This window comes from Bacillus sp. SD127, assembly GCF_058566445.1.
Genome location: NZ_CP191226.1, coordinates 4,020,134 through 4,039,412 on the forward strand (window position 1 = coordinate 4,020,134; position 19,279 = coordinate 4,039,412).

The window sequence follows — 19,279 nt, forward strand, 5'->3', positions numbered from 1 at the left end:
TATCATTCTAAAGGGGGATTCATTTGAAAAAATTTATCGCGTTTCAAATTTTAATCGCATTGGCTATCGGCGCAGTAATCGGCCACTTTTTTCCTGATTTCGGAATGGCGCTCAGGCCTGTCGGTGACGGATTTATCCGCTTGATTAAAATGATTGTCGTGCCGATTGTATTTTCTACCATTGTCATCGGAGCTGCTGGAAGCGGAAGTATGAAAAAGATGGGCAGCCTCGGCGTAAAGACCATTATCTGGTTTGAAGTGATCACCACTTTGGTGCTGGGCCTGGGACTTTTATTGGCAAATGGCTTAAAACCAGGCGTCGGGCTGGATCTTTCTCACTTAGCGAAAAAAGATATTCATGAACTTTCCGGCTATACAGAGAAAGTCGTGGATATCAAACAAATGATCCTTGATATTATCCCGACAAACATTATTGATGTCATGGCCAGAAACGATTTACTCGCTGTCATTTTCTTTGCGATTTTATTCGGTGTTGCCGCCGCTGGCATCGGCAAAGCCTCTGAACCAGTGATGAATTTTTTTGAATCGGTCGCTCAGATTATGTTTAAACTGACGCAAATCGTCATGGTGACCGCTCCTATCGGCGTGCTTGCCCTGATGGCCGCCTCTGTAGGCCAATATGGCATCGAGCTCCTCCTCCCCATGTTTAAATTGGTCGGTACTGTTTTTCTTGGTCTGTTTCTGATCCTCTTTGTCCTCTTTCCGCTTGTTGGTCTCATCTTTCACATTAAGTATTTTGAAGTGCTGAAAATGATATGGGATCTGTTTCTGATTGCGTTTTCTACAACCAGCACCGAAACCGTTCTTCCTCAGCTTATGGATCGAATGGAGAAATACGGCTGTCCGAAGCGGGTGGTATCATTTGTCGTTCCCTCCGGCTTATCGCTGAATTGTGACGGATCAAGCCTATACTTATCGGTTTCCTGTATATTTTTGGCACAGGCCTTCAATGTAGACATGACGCTGTCACAGCAGCTTCTCATGATGCTTGTGCTTGTTATGACCAGCAAAGGCATCGCCGCTGTTCCGTCGGGCTCCCTTGTCGTTCTTTTGGCGACTGCAAACGCTGTGGGGCTGCCTGCCGAAGGCGTCGCCATTATTGCAGGCGTGGACCGCATCATGGATATGGCCCGAACAGGTGTTAATGTACCGGGACACGCGGTCGCCTGCATCGTGGTTTCTAAATGGGAAAAGGCCTTCCGCCAAAAAGAATGGGCCGCCGCAAACGGACAAACGGAAAGCATGTAAAAAAAGAACACCTCTCTGCATGAGAGGTGTTCTTTCCATATTATTCAGCAGCAGCGTGCTCTTCTTTTTCAATCGCTGCAAGTCTGGCGCTAACTTCTTCCGCAGTCATATTGTGTTCTTGTACATATAAGTTTCTTGGGTTCGTGCGGCATTCGTGGCTGCAGCTGCGCATATATTTGTATTCATTTTCCGGTGTGCATATGATTTTCTTATTGCATGATGGATTTGCACAGTTGACATACCGTTCACACGGTTCACCTGTAAAGTAGTCTTTTCCGACAATGACATGCTCGACACGGTTGACCGGCACGCTGATTCTTTCATCGAATACGTAGCATTGGCCGTCCCAAAGCTTTCCTTGCACCTCAGGATCTTTTCCGTATGTGACGATTCCGCCGTCAAGCTGTGATACATCTTCAAAGCCTTGTTTCATCAGCCAGCCTGAGAATTTTTCACAGCGCACGCCGCCCGTGCAGTATGTCAAAATCTTTTTGCCTTCAAGCATCTCTTTATTTTCTTCGATCCATTCTGGCAATTCACGGAACGCCTCGATGTCAGGACGGACAGCTCCTCTAAAATGGCCGAGATCATATTCATAATCATTACGCGCATCAAGGACGACTGTATCAGGATCCTGCATCTTTTCAAAGAATTCTTTAGGCTTCAAATGCTTTCCTGTTGTTTCATTTGGATCCACATCATCCTCAAGGCGAAGCGTCACAAGCTCTTTTTTATGACGGACGAACATTTTCTTGAACGCATGATTTTCTTCTTCATCAATCTTGAACACCATATCCGCAAATCGTGGATCAGCTTTCATGGCTTGCATATATTGTTCAGTCTGCTCAAACGTACCTGATACCGTACCGTTAATCCCTTCAGCTGATACAAGAATACGGCCTAACAAACCAAGCTCCTTACAAAAAGCCAGATGCTGCTCTCTAAACACCTCCGGCTCTTCAATCGGAACATATTTATAGTAAAGTAATACTCTGTATTGTTTTTCCATGATATAAACACCCTGTTCAATGATATAGTTAGTTGTTATGCACACTCTTACTATATCATACAGGAAAACACCTCAAAGATGAACACATCCGCCCAGACTGATAAAAATATCCAAACTCTTACAAACCCAAGAGGCGAGCGGGTTTGAGGAAAACCAATAGTATTTTCCATTCATTCACTAATAAAATTGCATGTATTTTTCAGATAACTACACTTATAATTCTTCCTCAAACGATAAATTAACAGGCTCATCTAAAAGCTCTCCCGGCATTTCAAGATTTGTTGAAGGAACGCTCTCATCTACCTCTTCAAAAACAACATGATCCATCCACACTTGGCCTGGTCCCGATAACTGAACGCCGAATGAAATGACAGCACTATTTTCAGGAACATCCAAAACAACAGCGTAATGATTCCAATTGGTTGTTCCTGTAATTGGCCTGTTGCTCATATTATCAAATTGAAGAACATCTTCAGCCGCACTGTCAACCCGCATCCAAAGCGATGCGAAATGCTTTACGCCTTTTGTTTTGATAAAACATGATAGACGCAATCTTTTCCCGAGATAACGGTCCGCCTTAAATTGCTGCATCATCGTCGCAAATTCCCCGATGTCATGCACCATTGTTGATTTTAAATACCCCGACGCCTTGCCCTGATGCACATTTTCCCGATCAACCCCTATTTCAAATTGAAATGGATGACTGCCGCTTAATACCCAGCCCTTCATTTTTTTCTCCATCCAAGATTCCTCCTTTTTTGCAGTAAAACGTTTCATAAATGTTCGATATGCTCCCGGCGGCATGTGATACATTTTTTTAAATGCCCGAGTAAACGCCTCTTGAGATTCAAACTGATAATGCAAAGCAATGTCGATGATGCGAACATCTGTATAAAGCAAAGCAGCTGCTGCATTCGCAAGACGTCTTAAACGAATATAAGAAGCAACCGACATGCCAACTTCTTTTTGAAAAATCCGATGAAAATGAAATTTAGAAAAGCCTGATACGTTTACAATATCCTTGCCAGATATCGGCTCATGCAAATGTGATTCAAGCCAATCAATGGTTTGCTGAACAGCTTTTTCATAATACATGGAACACTTTAATCTCCTTTCTGTTTCAGAATAAAAGATCCCGCCTTAAATGTTTTGATTATTTTTGCGATATGTAAAAATCCCCTGTGTGTTTACACAGGGGATCTTCTTTCCTCACTTTATAATAACAGAAGGCGTTATATGCTCCAGCCAAATTACACCGTCATATTGTTCCTTCAATATCATTTGCTCCTCCTTGAAACCCCAATACAGCGCTGTACGCGGCGTATACATCCATGAAGTTCCTTTGCTTTTTTTGGTATGGAGAAAATCAACAAAGACCGATGGATGGTTCGCAGCTTTCAGCAAGTCTTCAAGACTTCCAGTCGGCGGCGGGCTTGTTACCGGATTAACGGTCTTATTATCGGAGCTATCCAGACTGGCTCCAGAGTACGCATAGATTCCAATGGTATAGGTCTGTTTTTTCAGCCGCTCAGGCAAATAATCACCCATGTTAGGTCCGTTTAGCTGTACCCAGTCCTTTATCATTTTGGTATTCTGTTTGCGAAGATGGTAATTGTGCCCCCAGACGATAATCTTCTTTTTTGGATAAAGCGTTTCTGCAACCCACTGAAATTGTTCAGCCATCATGCGGTCTCTCATAAAGAATGAAAAATCCTCCATATTCTCCGGATAATCCATTAGCTTTTCTTTCATTTCTTCCAGCATGTATGTTTCCATTACGTCAATTCTCAGCTGAAGGGAATGCACAAAGATCTCATAAGCTTTCGGCTCTTTCGGAAGGTGCGCTTTTAGCGTTGAAGCATGTGTGTCAGCGAACTTGATAAGCTCCCTGTAGTTTGTCACAAGCGCTTCTTTCTTTTGCGTAAATTCTTCCATCGTTTTGCTGTTTGACACTAAGCTGAAAAAATCATTTTCTGATTGGGAAAGCAGCTCGGCTTTTTCAGGGTCCACCGCCTTTATCCATTGATTCGCAGCACCGTCGAATGAATTCTTCAGGCTTTGAATATCAAATCCAGTGAGAATAAGCGGATCACCTTTCTCTTTTTGCTCTTTCATATAATCAAACAGTTCAACCACATCTTCTGTGTGCCATATGGGGTAAATGGATTGTTTCATCATGCTCTTCGGGGTTAATTGATCCATGTGAAGGTAGGATGCATTTGCTTCGGGAAAGCCAGACTCAAAGGCCAGTACATCATATCCCAGTTCTTCGTGGAGGTATTTGATCATGCGGACCTTTGTTGCATTCATCTCACCTGAGCCATGTGTGGTTTCTCCTAACTGGACGATTCGTTTTCCTTTCAGCACTTTCTTCAGAAATCGAAGATCTTTGTTTGAAGCATCGGAAGAATCCAGCGGATGGGCATTCCGTTCAATCCAGCGATCCCAATGTTTTTCTTCAGAAGCAGCACGGGCGGGCGCCGCAAAAGAAGAAAACGCCAGACAGACGATCAGCAGCGGCAAAGTCATTTTTACTAACTTATGTTTCAATTCTATCTCTCCTTTTCTGCTAGGTTCTCTAGTGGTTACGAGATAGTTATAGAAAAAGTTTCCTTTTTAGTTATAAAAAAAAAAGCTTCTGCTGATAGAAGCCATTTTTTTAAGAGCCTTTCATTGCCTGATGAAAATAAAACCGATACGTATTTCTCAAAAACGTTTCAACCGGAAGCTGCACATCCGATTGGTATTTGCTGATGATGAATGGAAACCGCTCCAATCCTTTTTGGCGCAAATCGTTCACTTGCTCTGCATCAGTTGCCGCCTCTTGCAGAACTGTTTCCACAATCGGCCAGCACGCTTCCTGCACCTTGTGAAGAGCCGCTCCATCTCCGGTTTGCTGATAATGTGTGATCCAGCTGACGATTTGTTTTTCCATCACTCTCACCTTTCTTCAAAAAAAGAGGCGCCGCTTCCATTTGCGAGCTCCTCTTCTTTACTCTCCATAACCTATCAGTTGCCCGACTTGGACTTCTTGGCCTTCTGTTACATCAGCAGACGGCCGGAACGCGTCTTTTTCAAAGATCAAAATGACGGTTGAACCAAATGAAAAGTACCCCAGCTCCTCGCCGATCTTCAATTGATCACCTGTGCTGGTCTGCACGATGGAGTTAATATTCATCGCGCCGACAGGAATCATCAGCACGTTTCGATTGCCGCTATTCAACTCATAAACAACTCGGTAATTTTTCGACAGTACATCTTTTCCGTATTTTAATCCTAACTGATTCACCGGGTATGAACGGTTCCCGAGTTCTGCCAGCTTTTGATATGTGCAGCTGATCGGGGAATGAAAACGGTGGTAATGCCGCGGGCTTAAGTACAGCACGACGAAATATCCACCGTTGTATTGATGATCAGCGCTTTTACAGCCGGTCAATTCAGCAAATGAGTAGTCTTTTCCCTTTACCGTAAAGGTTTGATTATGATTGATAGTCCCTATCGTCTGAACGACACCGTCAACGGGGCTGACCACAGCATGCGCCTCTTTTGAAACAGGGCGCCGCTCCAAATTAATATTCCGAATAAACAATTCGGAAAGCGAACCGTAGTCAGCAGCCGTTCCGTCTACATCATTCCAGTTAATCTGAAAGTGTTTAGAGAAGAGCGGAATGACCGGCTTACTGATTTTCGATTCGCAAAATCCTTTGATCAGGCAGGATGATAATCGATGGTTTGTCAGTTCTATCAATGATCGGTACAGAATCTTTACAGCCGTATTAAACATGAATAATCCCTATAACCCTTCCGATTGTAATAAAAATAAAGCACCACAAAAAGGCGCCGATCGCCGCGTACGCGATATACGTTTTCAGCTCCATTTTGCCGATTCCCGAAAAGTAACACGTCACATGCCGGACGCCTGGAATAAAATAACCTAATATAAGAGAATACGGTCCGTATTTCTTCATCCATTTTTCTACTTTCAGCATTCTCTTTTCTTTCAAACCGACCCATTTGCCATACTTATCGATAAACGGACGCCCGGCCTTTCTGCCGATCATGTAGCTGATCATCATCCCTAACAGGGCTCCGACAAAGCTGATAAAAATGGCAAGCTCATAATTCAGCACATCAATATGCGTAAAATAACCGACGATTGTCATCATGACTTCGTCGGGTATCGGCAATCCAATAATTCCAAGAACAAGCATTAAAAAAATAGCGAGATAACCATAATCCGCTATCAGCTGCTGCACTAATTCCATCTTTCGGACTCCAGATTTTCTGCTGCGTGTTTTTTAAAATGAGGAAATTTCACTTTGCTCACCATTAAATAAGACAGCCCGCATGTGCCGAGCGCCAGCAGAATCGGGTTATTCACAAAGCATAAAATGACGAGACACATTGCCGCAAATGGAATCGGCATTCCGATAAACGTCGGAAGCTTGCTTTGTTCAACATTAAATTTAGAGAGCCGAAGCATTCCGCAAATACTGTAAGCCAGCGCGCATAGTATCCCGATAAACGGCAAGGCATATAAAGCGACACTGTAGGCGAGCATGGATGGCGCCACACCAAATGTAACCAGATCCGCAAATGAATCAAGTTCTTTCCCCATATCCGATACAGCATTCAGCTTACGAGCAGCCATTCCATCGAAGAAATCGAGAAACATGCCGGTAAAAATGAAAATCACTGCTGAATGGATGTTGTGAAATATTAAGGAATGAACCGCCAAAAGCCCGCAAATAAAGTTTCCTATCGTAATCATACTGGGTATATAATTCACAGTGTAACCAAACCTCCAATTGAAAAAAACCTTATATCAACACGACGTTGTATATCGAATCAGCGTTACAGGAAAAATCTCTCTATTAAACATGATAACATAGACTGCCAGAAAAAAAGCAGCACTCAAATTCTATTATTATACAACATTTGTTACCTTTTGAACAATGAATGCCAGTCTTTTCAATTTATGTACTCTTTTCATTTTCGCCTAAAAATGACATTACACGTTTATTGACATAGTCCGGCTGCTCCAGAGGTAACAGGTGTCCCGCATTCTTGACCATTTCCGTCTGAATCCCCGCGACTAATACAGAAGCTCTTTCTAAAGCCATTTGCTGATGGTACATCACCTCATGCTCACCGAACATCACCAGCATCGGAACCGTGATCGACTTTAACTCCGCGTCTGTGAACACGTACGGGAAGCCATTTTCTCTCGGTGTCAGGCTTCTTTTCTCATCCTGCCACTTGACTCCAGCCTTTATCTGCTTTTGCAGCATGGGATGAAGCTGATAGCGGTCAGCTGTCAGCCACTTGATGTAAGCATCAGCCCCGCTCGGCTCACTAAGGCCTGCGGCATATTTATAGACATCCGGATGAAATGATATAAACGCTTCAGCAGGACTCATGACAACCGCTCGTTCCACTCTTTCAGGCATATCAAGCAGAAAGTTCACTGTATGAAGCCCGCCAAGGGAAAATCCGGCCAGATGTGCTGTCTCCAGTCCAAGCGAATCAAAAACATCTTTCAGCCAGTGAGCGCAATCAGCTCTCGTATTCAGAGAGGCTGATGGTATACTTTTATTTTTGTCTCCTATTATATCGACTGCATATGTACGATATTGACCGCTCCACTCGGCGATATTCGGATACCACATGACAGAGCTGAAGAGCCCCCCGTGAAGCAGTACAAGCGAAGGTGCGTCCTTTGGCCCACTTGCCATGATATGTGTTTTTCCGAAACGAGTAGAAACATAGAAAGCTTCCGAATCAATCGGCCACAAAGAAAGGCTTTCATCATAAGCCTGGTAAAAGCATGTACCGCCTTCAGCCGCGGCAAGCTGCATCGAATCCTGTTTCATCTTTTTCTTTTTCCTCCGACTTTCATTTATATATAGAGAAAGGAGACTGCCCTTTCTTGTAAGAAAAAATACCCATTCTTATTATCTCATATAACAATTTTCCAGTATATAGTTTGATCATATACGAAGATCAATAAAAAAAAGACGCTCTTCCTAAACTTGAAGGAAAACCGTCTATTCTTTAAAGACTAATGGAATAACCTTATCTTTTTTGTCCTTTGTTAATGACACTTGATGTGTCACAGACGTTTCATTCTTCGTCAAGGCGATGGAATAGTCACCCTTTTTCCCGGTATTCCATGTGATGTCTCCGTTTTTGTCTGTCAAACCGAGAATCTCACCGATCTCTGTATTCGGCTCCTGATCTGATGCCGGCGCTTTGACAATCGTCACTTGAACGCCTTCCATCGGTAACCCGGCATCGTCTTCCACATGAAGGGTCACAGGAATCGTTGTTTCTTTCTGAGCAGAATCTGAATGCTCCTGAGAGCTGCATCCGCATAAAAACAAAATAGAAATGAAAACGGCCAGTTTACCGTATTTATTGCTTTGCCCAATATTGAATATTGTTGAATACATCATTCGTCACCCTTGTTCCCAAGTTATATGACGATCCTCCGTTGGTATGGATTGCAATGGCCGTCTGCCCCGTATCACTATAATTGCGGTAAACAGGCGAGCCGCTTTGGCAGCCGTACGTATCAGTTGTATAGGTCAGCTTATACGTTTCCGCAGAGCGAATCGGCTTTGTATCAGACCACATGGTGCCGAAAGTCTTGTCACACGGAAATCCTGTAACTGATGTAGAGAGGCCGACGGGGCTGCTGCTGTTTGTTGTTCTATAACCATACCAGCCAACCGTGTTGCCAGGAGAACCATTTAGTTTTATTGCACCGTAATCATAATTGGTATCTTTGCTTTCCGTCCATCCTTTAACGGAGTAAAACATCGTGCCGGAATAAGTGCCGTATGGATAGGATGAACCATTGCGGCCCGGCGCAGCAGTGATCGAAGAAGCCCACCCGTGATCCTGGCTGTACACACAATGTCCGGCCGTTACCACAGTGTTCGGGTTCACTAAAAAGCCTGTGCACCCATAAGTGCTTGAGGTATTGGGATATTTGACAGATAGCTGAACCGTTGCTCTGTAAGGAAATGACGTAGTGCCTGAAATTCTGACACGTTCATCTGATCCAATTACACTTGAAGGCTTTAAGGATTTAATGTTTTTTTCTGATTCTATGAGCTCGTGTAATGTTTTGCCTGTTTTTCCAGTTCCTTCATAAGGATCAGAAACCAATTCCGCTTTCGACGTCTGGTTATTGCTGACTTCAGCTTCCTTTCCCGTATTGGAGACAGAGGTTTGCGGGTTCTCCGCCGCTTCTGCCGGCGTTCCGAAAGATACCGCCGCTGCCGTTGCCAAACACAAAATCATAAACCCTGTAAAGCATTTTTTTCTGAATCTTGAGACTACTCTCATTTTAGTCATCCCCCTCCTTTTGTGTCAACCAGCCTTTTCATTGGAAGACTTTTACATTATAATCAAGAATTTGATTCTTATGATACAATTTTTGGCGGGATGATAAAAAAACGGGCCATGTATCAAGACAAGGCCCGTCTGTTTCATGTTTATTGAATCGATAGTTGATCCAGCGCTTTCTTTGCGTTCTCTCGCGCTTTTCCAACAGTGTCAGCCGCAGAAAGCGCAACCGCCATACGGCGTCCGACCTTCGTTATCGGCTTTCCAAATACGCGCACTTGCGTCTTTGGCACTGCCAGCGCGTTTTCCAAACCTTCAACAGTGTAATCCGCTGACTCTTCCGGTGCTTTGAGGGGCCGGCTGGCGCCTGGAGAAAGCTGTGTGATTTCTGTAATCGGAAAGCCGAGAATCGCCCGGACATGCAGCGCGAATTCCGACAAATTTTGCGTCACCAGCGTCACAAGACCTGTATCATGCGGTCGAGGAGACACCTCACTGAAATACACCTTGTCTTTCGCAAGGAAAAGCTCAACACCAAACAGACCGTACCCGCCAAGCTCATCAGTAATGGCTTTCGCAATATGCTTCGCCTCTTCAATTTGCTGCTCTGTCATATGATGAGGCTGCCATGATTCGATATAGTCTCCATCCTTTTGCTCATGGCCGATCGGCGCACAAAATACCGTACCGTTCACTGCACGCACAGTTAAGAGTGTAATCTCTGATTCAAACGGGATAAACTCCTCGACGATCACGCGTCCGTTCTTCACTCGTCCGCCTTCCATCGCCGTCTCCCAGCAGCTCTCCAAGTCCGCTTCTGAGCGGCATACGCTTTGGCCTTTTCCCGAAGAACTCATCAACGGTTTGACGACACAAGGGAAGCCGATATGAGCTGCAGCCTGTACAAATTCTTCATATGTATTCGCAAATTCATAGTCTGCCGTCGCAAGATCGAGCGTTTCTGCCGCAAGCCGCCTGATGCCTTCCCGATCCATCGTCAGCTTTGCTGCACGCGCATTTGGGATCACGTGAAATCCTTCCTCTTCAAGCTTCAGCAATTCATCCGTCGCGATTGCCTCAACCTCAGGCACAATCAAATCAGGTTTTTCTTTCTCAATAATGTGTCTGATCTGCTCACGATCCAGCATGTCAATGACATAGCTTTTATGCGCCACCTGCATCGCCGGAGCATGCTCGTAGCTGTCTACCGCCACCGTCTCTACCCCGAGACGCTGGGCTTCAATCACAACCTCTTTCCCCAGTTCACCTGAGCCTAACAATAAAACCTTCTTTGATTGATACATCTTTGCCCCTCCTATCTGTTCAAAAACCATTATAACTGAAATATTCAAAAAATAAATTTCGCAATAAAAAAGCTAAAATAAGAAAACCCTTATTTTAGCTTATGATTCCAATACATTAATTGCCGCCACAACATCCGCTTCACAAAAAGAACCCATCAAACATAACGATTCTTCCGGCTTGCACGCATGAGCCGCAATGACTATCTTCGCTTGCTCTTGATCCTTATGAATGCCTAAATCACTCAGTTTCACAGGGAAGCCAAGCTGCTGATAAAACGGAATCAGCTCTTCAATTTCCTGATTTCTCTTCTCAAGCGCAAGCTGAATCAGTATGCCGTACGCCACCTTTTGTCCGTGCAGTACATGATGGGTTTCCGGGATAAAACTCAGACCGTTGTGAACCGCATGGGCACCCGCCATCCTGCCGAAGCGTCCGGCATAACCGCCTACAGTTCCTGCCAAAGTAATAATGGTTTCTGCTACAGCTGTGAAAGAAGCCGAGGCTTCCCCTCTCTCAAGGCTTTCAACAGCCTTAAGGCTTTCCTGCAACAAAAGATCACGAATATAGACAGACTGCCTAAGCCCTGCTTCGACCATTAATGAAACAGGCTCCTTCGTATTTCTGATAATGGCTTCCGCTTCATACCACTTCGCAAGCGTGTCGCCAATTCCGCTTTTGACATATTCGATAGGAGAAGAAAGCAGCAATAACGGATCGACGAGTGTCAAATAGCTGGAACGTTTATGATAATCAACTCGGATAAAGTTGCCTTCTTGATCATAGATCACGCTCAGCGGCGTGCTTGCCGCGCAAGTTCCAGGGATTGTCGGAACAGTTATGACTTCGATATCCATATGATCTGCAACAGCTTTTGCCGTGTCTAACACTGTTCCTGCGCCAATCCCGATAATGAGATCAGCAGATGCCGTTTGTTCCGCAATCTCCCTTATTGCTTCAGGCGAGCTGTACCCTTTATGCTGAATCACTCTCCACTCTGGCGGAATCGCAGCATACGTTTGAAACGCCTCATACGACTTGATGCCCGTTACAACAACAGGATGCTTCCATTCCTTCACAAATGCCGGCAGCTCTTTTACAATTCCTTGTTTGCATATGTATTGATTCGGACCGCTTCGGACAATATCTTCTGGCTGCATCTCTCATCTCTCCTCCATTTTTTCATCAATCATCTCACTCTCCTTCAAATGGTGTCAATCCGCTTTCCCCGCAAACCACCCGCCAATGGCATAAGCGCTGAAAAACAGTGCAACCCCTGAAAATCCCGCCTCATAGAGCAGTTCCTCCACTATGCGGGAACTGGATGAGTACTCACGCTATGGAATCCACCCTGGGAAAGGTTAGTGGCAAAAAAATGTTCATCCACGCTTACATCTGTCATTGACACAAGGACGAATTAGAAGCGCCATTTTTGATGGCTTCGATTGATGGAGAACGTTAGCAGCAGGTAATGTAAATCACCTGCTTTCTCCTTGTCCTGCAGCAACATCATACAAGAAATCCCCAAAATTCATGCTACACTTAACCCAAGACCACCACACCGACAGGAGGCATCCCATGCAAAACGAAACCCGAACACTGCACCTTGACCCGCACCTTAATATAGAAGCCTACCGCTTCAAGGGGATTATGCAAAAATTCCCGAATCACTTTCACGATTATTATGTGATTGGTTTTATTGAAAAAGGGCAGCGGTACCTGGCCTGTCAAAATCAAGAATATATCATCAATCCAGGTGATCTTCTTCTCTTTAACCCCCGTGACACGCACAGCTGTGAGCAGATTGACGGGCGCACGCTCGATTATCGGTGTATCAATGTGATGCCGGATGTCATGAAGAAGGCGGTGGAAGAGATTACTGGCGCCGGGCATCTCCCTTATTTCTCCCACCATGTGTTATTCCGCCATGAGCTGACATCCAGTCTGCAGGAATTGCACATTCTGATTTCCAAGGAAAAGCAGGCTTTGCGCAAGGAGGAGCTGTTTCTTCATTTACTGGAAGAGCTGATCCGCCGTTATTCAGACGTTACGTTCCTCAACAGCATTCCTGAACCATCCGACGAAGTCAAAATGGTTTGCGGATTTCTAGAAGAACATTATGCCGAGAACGTCACGCTCAATGATTTGAGTGAACTAACAGGCTGGAGCAAATATCATTTATTGCGTTCATTTACAAAACAAAAAGGAATTACGCCTAATAGCTACCTGGAGACAATCCGGATTAATCAAGCGAAAAAACTCCTTGAACAAGGGGTTAGACCGATTGATGCTGCATTTCAGACAGGATTCAGCGATCAGAGCCATATGACGAAGTTTTTCAAACGACAGGTGGGGCTGACGCCGAAGCAATACATGAAGATTTTCGAAAGGGAGTTTCAAAAATGAGCATTCAACGAGAAACTGCCGGCCATACAGCGGCAATTGTGACCATTTTGATTTGGGGTACGACCTTTGTTTCGACAAAAGTTCTGCTGGCTGACTTTACTCCGATGGAAATATTATTTTATCGGTTTTTGATCGGCTTTATTGCTCTGATCCTTGTACGTCCTAAAATGATTCCGTTCAAAAGCTGGCGGCAGGAGCTGTTGTTCGCCGGAGCAGGTTTATTTGGCGTGACCTTATACTTTCTATTAGAAAATATAGCGCTCACGTATACATACGCATCCAATGTTGGCATGATTGTGTCCATTATTCCGATGATCACTGCGGTTCTGGCTCATTTTCTGCTTGAAGGGGAAAAACTGCAGCTGACTTTTTTCATCGGATTCGCTGCAGCGCTGATCGGGCTTTTATTGATTACTTTCAACGGTAATGTCGTGCTTCACCTGAAGCCGCTCGGGGACATCTTAGCCGCCGCAGCCGCTCTCGTGTTTGGATTTTATTCGATATTTATGAAGAAATTAAGCGCTCACCGTTATCACATCATCGAGCTGACACAAAGAGTATTTTTGTACGGCTTGCTGTTTATGATTCCCGCTTTATTCTTGTTTGACTTCCATCTTGACCCGAGCCGCTTTTCAACCGCTTCAAATGCACTCAACATGCTTTACCTCGGCATTGGCGCATCCGCTTTATGCTTTGCCACATGGAATTACTCGGTCGGCGTGCTCGGCGCCGTGAAATCCAGCGCTTATATTTACATGGTGCCGGTTATCACAATCATCTCTTCCATCTTGATTCTGCAGGAAAAAATGACATGGATTGCTCTTCTGGGAGGGGCGCTTACACTGTTAGGACTCTACATTTCAGAGCTGAAACCGAAAGCGAAATGGAAAGAGAAACGGGTTTAAAAAAGATGCCGTATCGGTATCCTTTTTTATTTCGTCCTACGTTTGCCACCTATAAATGAACGCGATCAAAAGAATGGAGGAATCGAAATGGATGAAATGGTTTTAATCACACAGCAGTGGCTGAACGAGACGTACAGGGGCAAACATGGGTATAACCCAGTAGAAGAAAGCGGGAAAACTGGGTGGGATACGATCTACGGTCTGACTCGGGCGCTTCAAATTGAACTAGGTATCTCAGAGCCAGCTGATAACTTCGGGCCGACAACACAGCGCTTATTTAAGCCTCTTAAACGCCAAGCTCCAGATTCAAAACCAAGCAACATGAATTTTATTTTACAGGGGGCTTTATGGTGCAAAGGCTTTAATCCCGGCGGTTTTACAGGCGTCTTTTACGAAAAAACAGAAAATGCGGTGAAGGAGTTTCAGAAAGCTGCAGGTCTGACAACTCAGGATGGAATTGTCACCACCTTGATTATGAAAGCCTTATTGGACATGAGCGCTTTTAAGCTAGTGTCTGGGGGCGATTCAAGGATCCGTCAGATTCAACAAAACTTAAACCGGGACTACAATGACTATATCGGTTTAATGCCTTGTGACGGACTGTATGCCCGCGATACCAACAAGGCCCTTATTTATGCTTTGCAAAAAGAAGAAGGTATGAGCACAAGTGTCGCCAATGGATTTTTCGGAAACGGCACAACAAGCTTATGCCCTACTTTAACTCCCGGTGATTCAAGAACAGGCTTTATTTTAATTGTTCAGTACGCCCTTTATTGCAACGGAAAATCATTCGACCCTGGTGAGTTTGACGGCAAATATGGCGTCGGTGTTGTTTCAGCCGTTAAAGCATTTCAAGAGTTCATGTGCCTGCCGCAAACAGGTTATGCAGATATGCCGACCATTAAAGCTTTATTATCAAGCTCAGGAGACACAACACGCGCCGCTTCAGCTTGTGACACCGCTACTATTATTACTGCAGAAAAAGCCCAAACACTGCGGAATAACGGTTATAAAACAGTTGGCAGATATTTAACCGGAAATGTGCGGACAAGCAGCGGCCTCACATCAAAAGCCCTGACATCTCAAGAACTTGCAGTTATTTTTGATGCCGGATTAAACATCTTTCCGATTTATCAAGACGGCGGCTATCAATCTTCTTATTTTGTAAAAGACCAAGGCACAAGAGATGCGTACAGTGCTGCTTCAGCGGCTCGAAGATTAGGTTTCCCGTCAGGCACGACCATTTATTTTGCTGTCGATTTTGATGCCTACGATTATGAAGTAACAGATAAAATTATTCCTTATTTCCAGGAAATCAAGTCAGCTTTTGCGAAAATGCAGACGTTTTCTACTGCGCCTAAATACGAAATAGGCGTATACGGACCAAGAAATATTTGTATCCGAACCCAAGAAGCAGGACTCACAAAGTATAGTTTTGTGGCAAATATGTCAACTGGCTTCAGCGGCAATCTCGGCTATCCGATGCCAAATAACTGGGCCTTTGATCAATTTTATGAAGTAACAATCGGAAGCGGTTCTGGAAGCATCGGGATTGATAAAGACGGCTTTTCAGGAAAAGACTCTGGAGTAAGCCATGTAAATCCACCGTCTGATCCGGTATATGATGCAAGACTGCGTACACTGACAGACATTTTATCTACCATTCCAGCTTTAGAAAATCTATCAGGTCTCGCAAACGCGATGTTTGAATTTGATACGACAGAAACCATTTTCACATCACCAGAGTTGGATATTATTCTATCCACATCACTTCTGGCAACCATACCAAGTGAAGGCTCACCAAACACAATTACCATTACAAATGGTAAACCAGGTGCCTATATCACGGGTTTATTGGGCGATACCCAAACGTCTCTCACTGCGTCACAAATTGATTCTTATCAAAACCTTTTAAACAGTCTCAGCTTATCAGTACGTAATGGATTTTTAGAAATTTATGTGAACCCGACAGCTCAATCATTAAATATTCAATTTAAAATCTATACGCCTGATATTCCAGTAGGTGACAGTGCCACAACTGGACTTACGACTACGATTACGTTTAAAATAAAACAGAAGCACTTTAGATTACCAGATACTGAGGAAGTATACTCACCAGATTGGGAATCTATTCTTTCTCATATAACATTTGGAGCAGCTGCTGTATTAGGAGTTGCTGTCTTGATAACAGCTATACCTGAAACCTTAGCAGTAGGAGGAGCCGTAGCTTTTATAAGTGCGTTTTTAGCTTTATTCCCTTCTGCAAATAAATAATATATCAGCACTACATGGGTCTATATCATTTCTCATGTAGTGCTTTACTTTTAAGGAGGATACTGGATGACACTAAATCAACAAACATTTAAAGAAACCGTAAAAACAGCCGAAACAATTACACAGTACAAGGAAAATGATAAAGAAATCTTGGCGTTTCTAAACAAACAGGATTCTATCATGCTGAATCAGCTAAAAGTATTCTTTAGCGAGCCCCAGCTGACTCTTATACATAGTATAAAAACAGTAATCTACGGCACATTAGTTACTCTATTTTTATATTTTACAACGAATGAATTACCACATGAATGGAGTTTACTTGCCAGACTATTTTTTGTTATTGTCGGTTTTATTTGGCTAGCCTCTTGTTTTAAAAACGCAAAAGCCATTCAAATCTCCCAAAACTTCAAACAAAAATCCGAAAACACCCGCATTGTTGGTATGATCGACTTCGTATTAGAACAAAAATACAAAAAAAGCATCTCTGAATAATCCTCGCCAGAGATGCTTTTTCTCTCTTATACCTTCTCCATCACAGCCGCACTGTCACGATTCATCGCCGCAGGCTCCCTCAGCAGCACGTTCATCACGCTTGCAAGCACAAGCATTCCAATCGATAAATAAAAAGCCAGCGTATACTCACCTGTTACGGTATAAATGACGCCGGGCACATACGCTCCGAGGGCAGAGCCAATTTGATGGGCAAGTGACAGCCAGCCGATCATGAGGCCGATCGAGTAATTCTGAAAGTACTGGGTGGCAAGCATTTGCGTCGGCGCTACCGTTGCAAAGTCCACCAATCCAAACAGAACCGCAAAGCCTAAAAGCAAGTAGGGTTCGTGGCTGTAAATCAGAATCACAATCGACAGCGCGCGCACCGCATATAAAAAACAGAGGATTTTCCGGCTGCTCCACCGATCCGCTATGATTCCGGACAGTAAGATACCAGCGATATTAAAACCGGCCAGCAGACTGACAGCGGCGCTCGTAACAGTCGTAGAAAAACCGTGATCATGAGAAAAGGGAATCAAATGGGTATCTATCAGCCCGACGGTCGTAAAGCCGCAGATTAAAAATGGAAGGATCAACAGCCAAAACTGCTTCATACGAAACATCGCGGTTACTGAGCCTGCTTTGGTTTTTGATCCTGTTTCTAACTCCTCCTCAGCAGTCCCGCCGATCGGCTCTTCATTTTTTTCTGAAGGATGATTTCGCAGCAATAAAAGGGCTGCCGGAAGGACAATGACCATTAACAGCAACCCCAATGCCACAACCGTCAGCTTCCAGCTAAACCAATGGATCAGCATAAGCGAGCCGGGAACCAGCAGCATTTGCCCCGCTCCAAAGCCCGCTTCCATGATTCCAAAGGCAAGGCCGCGCTTTTTGCTGAACCAATTCACCACCAGCACACTGGTTGCTACATTCGACGCTCCGCCAACTCCGAGTGACACCCCCAACCCGTAAAGCAGAAAGAGCTGCCACGGTGAAGTGATAAAACATGTCGAGAAAATGCTGATCCCGGTCAGTAACGTGCTCCATGATAAAACTGCCCGTGCGCCCCATCTGTCCACAAGCCGCCCGATCACAGGCTGGGATATCCCGTAAACGATAAAGCTCAGCGTTGAAATCAGCGAGATGGTGCCCCTATCCAGCGAAAACTCCCGCTCCCAAGGCTCGACAAACGCACCAAACGACAGGCGCACACCTTGTACGGCCAATAAAATCAAAAAGGTGATAAAAACGATGATCCAAGCATAGTGGAGTCTTTTCATGACAGCTCTAAATCCCATCGTTCTTCTGTCAGATGCTGTCCCCATAATGGCGTTTCTTCTTTCACTTCACTCAGTCTGAATCCAAATTTCTCGTAAAGCGGACGGGCTTCAGCCATACTGCTCACTGTCCAAAGAAAAATCCGTTCAAACTTCCTCTCTCTGCTATATGTAACGAGATGCTCAAGCAGTTGCGTGCCCAGCCCTCTGCCTCGAAACGCGGCATCAACCAAGAACCATCTCAGCTGCACCGTCTTTTTATCTTGTTTGACCAATCCCACACAGCCTGCAAATTTTCCGCCGCTTTCCGCGATCCATATCTTTTCAATTTCCGCGTCAAATGTCTCATGGAGATAAGCTAAAAATGTATCATCCCAGCCATGAGTCTCTGCATAAAATTGCCTTTGCTTTTCAATGAGAAGGTGAATATCATCCGAAAGATAATAATCTCTGATTGAAATGCCTGATGACCTGGATGAGAGCGACTGAGACAATATGGCTTCAATCTCCTCCATAGCCGTCGCAAGCTTGTGCTGCTCTTTGTCATCGATTTCCTTCAGCATCAGCTCAACCTGTTCATTCGCTTTCTTCTCAAGCTTTTTATAAATGGCTTCCCCCGTTTCCGTCACATATATATAATGATGGCGGGCATCAGCTTTGCTCTTCTCTTTATAAATCAAATCTTCTTTTTCAAACTGTTTCAGTATTCTGCTGACATATCCCCGGTCAAGCCCCAGCTTATCCTGAAGATCTTTCGCCGTACAATTTGGCGTATTGTAAATCTCAAATAAAATCCGTGTCTCCGTTAAGGAAAACGGGCTGTCATAAATGTGTTCGTTAAGGAAGCCAAGAACATTCGTGTAAAAACGATTGAACTTTCTGAATTTTAAGCCCGTTGCTGATTCATTGGTTTTCAAAACTTCTCCCCACTTTCTTATATCGTTGATTAAAGCAATTATAATCACATATAGTTGCCACAGTCAACGATATGTC

18 protein-coding genes and 1 pseudogene are annotated in these 19,279 nt (G+C 44.3%); 5 read left to right on the forward strand and 14 right to left on the reverse strand.

Going from position 1 to position 19,279, the window contains the following annotated elements; translation table 11 throughout:
- Positions 1–23 precede the first annotated feature (23 nt).
- Positions 24–1,268, forward strand: coding sequence for a glutamate-aspartate/proton symporter GltP (gltP, locus tag ACQVGS_RS20780; protein ID WP_106021182.1), 1,245 nt, complete (start codon positions 24–26; stop codon positions 1,266–1,268).
- 40 nt (positions 1,269–1,308) lie between these two features.
- On the opposite strand, the gene trhO is transcribed toward gltP, so the two are convergent.
- The 12 genes from trhO to ACQVGS_RS20840 all read right to left on the reverse strand — a co-directional run bounded on the left by trhO (position 1,309) and on the right by ACQVGS_RS20840 (position 12,092).
- Entirely contained in the window at positions 1,309–2,277 is a 969-nt protein-coding gene (gene trhO, locus ACQVGS_RS20785) for an oxygen-dependent tRNA uridine(34) hydroxylase TrhO (protein WP_024120071.1), read from the reverse strand.
- 213 nt (positions 2,278–2,490) lie between these two features.
- Positions 2,491–3,372: a helix-turn-helix domain-containing protein gene (locus ACQVGS_RS20790; protein ID WP_255004827.1), complete on the reverse strand. Its 882-nt coding sequence runs from the start codon at positions 3,370–3,372 to the stop codon at positions 2,491–2,493.
- Between the two features lie 114 nt (positions 3,373–3,486).
- The gene (locus ACQVGS_RS20795) at positions 3,487–4,806 is read right to left on the reverse strand and encodes an erythromycin esterase family protein (RefSeq protein WP_491831859.1); all 1,320 of its coding nucleotides are present in this window, start codon (positions 4,804–4,806) and stop codon (positions 3,487–3,489) included.
- Between the two features lie 130 nt (positions 4,807–4,936).
- On the reverse strand, positions 4,937–5,212 hold the full coding sequence (locus ACQVGS_RS20800; RefSeq protein WP_024120068.1) for a hypothetical protein: 276 nt from the start codon (positions 5,210–5,212) through the stop codon (positions 4,937–4,939).
- 57 nt (positions 5,213–5,269) lie between these two features.
- The gene (locus ACQVGS_RS20805) at positions 5,270–6,061 is read right to left on the reverse strand and encodes a phosphatidylserine decarboxylase (protein ID WP_024120067.1); all 792 of its coding nucleotides are present in this window, start codon (positions 6,059–6,061) and stop codon (positions 5,270–5,272) included.
- A complete protein-coding gene (locus ACQVGS_RS20810) occupies positions 6,054–6,542 on the reverse strand; it encodes a DedA family protein (RefSeq protein ID WP_024120066.1) in 489 nt (162 codons plus the stop codon). Before ACQVGS_RS20810 ends, ACQVGS_RS20805 begins: the two co-directional genes overlap by 8 nt.
- On the reverse strand, positions 6,533–7,066 hold the full coding sequence (gene pssA / locus ACQVGS_RS20815) for a CDP-diacylglycerol--serine O-phosphatidyltransferase (RefSeq protein ID WP_095714500.1): 534 nt from the start codon (positions 7,064–7,066) through the stop codon (positions 6,533–6,535). Before pssA ends, ACQVGS_RS20810 begins: the two co-directional genes overlap by 10 nt.
- Positions 7,067–7,253: 187 nt before the next feature.
- Positions 7,254–8,150: an enantioselective carboxylesterase CesB gene (gene cesB / locus ACQVGS_RS20820; protein ID WP_127696097.1), complete on the reverse strand. Its 897-nt coding sequence runs from the start codon at positions 8,148–8,150 to the stop codon at positions 7,254–7,256.
- 174 nt (positions 8,151–8,324) lie between these two features.
- Positions 8,325–8,729 (reverse strand): DUF2606 family protein, encoded by a 405-nt coding sequence (locus ACQVGS_RS20825; protein WP_283912762.1) that lies wholly within the window; start codon positions 8,727–8,729, stop codon positions 8,325–8,327.
- A complete protein-coding gene (locus ACQVGS_RS20830) occupies positions 8,692–9,630 on the reverse strand; it encodes a trypsin-like serine peptidase (RefSeq protein WP_491830548.1) in 939 nt (312 codons plus the stop codon). The genes ACQVGS_RS20825 and ACQVGS_RS20830 overlap by 38 nt, the downstream gene beginning before the upstream one ends.
- 149 nt (positions 9,631–9,779) lie before the next feature.
- Complete coding sequence (gene purT / locus ACQVGS_RS20835; protein ID WP_127696099.1) at positions 9,780–10,934, reverse strand: phosphoribosylglycinamide formyltransferase 2; 1,155 nt, start codon at positions 10,932–10,934, stop codon at positions 9,780–9,782.
- 99 nt (positions 10,935–11,033) lie between these two features.
- Complete coding sequence (locus ACQVGS_RS20840; RefSeq protein ID WP_491830550.1) at positions 11,034–12,092, reverse strand: iron-containing alcohol dehydrogenase family protein; 1,059 nt, start codon at positions 12,090–12,092, stop codon at positions 11,034–11,036.
- 418 nt (positions 12,093–12,510) lie between these two features.
- On the opposite strand from ACQVGS_RS20840, the gene ACQVGS_RS20845 reads away from it, so the two are divergent.
- The 4 genes and pseudogenes from ACQVGS_RS20845 (at position 12,511) to ACQVGS_RS20860 (ending at position 17,009) form a co-directional block, all read left to right on the forward strand.
- Entirely contained in the window at positions 12,511–13,338 is an 828-nt protein-coding gene (locus ACQVGS_RS20845; RefSeq protein ID WP_106021172.1) for an AraC family ligand binding domain-containing protein, read from the forward strand.
- Positions 13,335–14,298 (forward strand): annotated as a pseudogene (locus tag ACQVGS_RS20850) (DMT family transporter). Before ACQVGS_RS20845 ends, ACQVGS_RS20850 begins: the two are co-directional and overlap by 4 nt.
- Positions 14,299–14,330: 32 nt before the next feature.
- A complete protein-coding gene (locus ACQVGS_RS20855; RefSeq protein WP_254518006.1) occupies positions 14,331–16,517 on the forward strand; it encodes a glycoside hydrolase domain-containing protein in 2,187 nt (728 codons plus the stop codon).
- A 66-nt stretch (positions 16,518–16,583) separates the two neighbouring features.
- Positions 16,584–17,009, forward strand: a complete 426-nt coding sequence (locus ACQVGS_RS20860) for a hypothetical protein (protein WP_106021168.1) — start codon at positions 16,584–16,586, stop codon at positions 17,007–17,009.
- A 26-nt stretch (positions 17,010–17,035) separates the two neighbouring features.
- On the opposite strand, the gene ACQVGS_RS20865 is transcribed toward ACQVGS_RS20860, so the two are convergent.
- A complete protein-coding gene (locus ACQVGS_RS20865; protein ID WP_286109238.1) occupies positions 17,036–18,289 on the reverse strand; it encodes an MFS transporter in 1,254 nt (417 codons plus the stop codon).
- A complete protein-coding gene (locus ACQVGS_RS20870; RefSeq protein ID WP_198097834.1) occupies positions 18,286–19,203 on the reverse strand; it encodes a bifunctional helix-turn-helix transcriptional regulator/GNAT family N-acetyltransferase in 918 nt (305 codons plus the stop codon). Before ACQVGS_RS20870 ends, ACQVGS_RS20865 begins: the two co-directional genes overlap by 4 nt.
- Between the last annotated feature and the right edge of the window lie 76 nt (positions 19,204–19,279).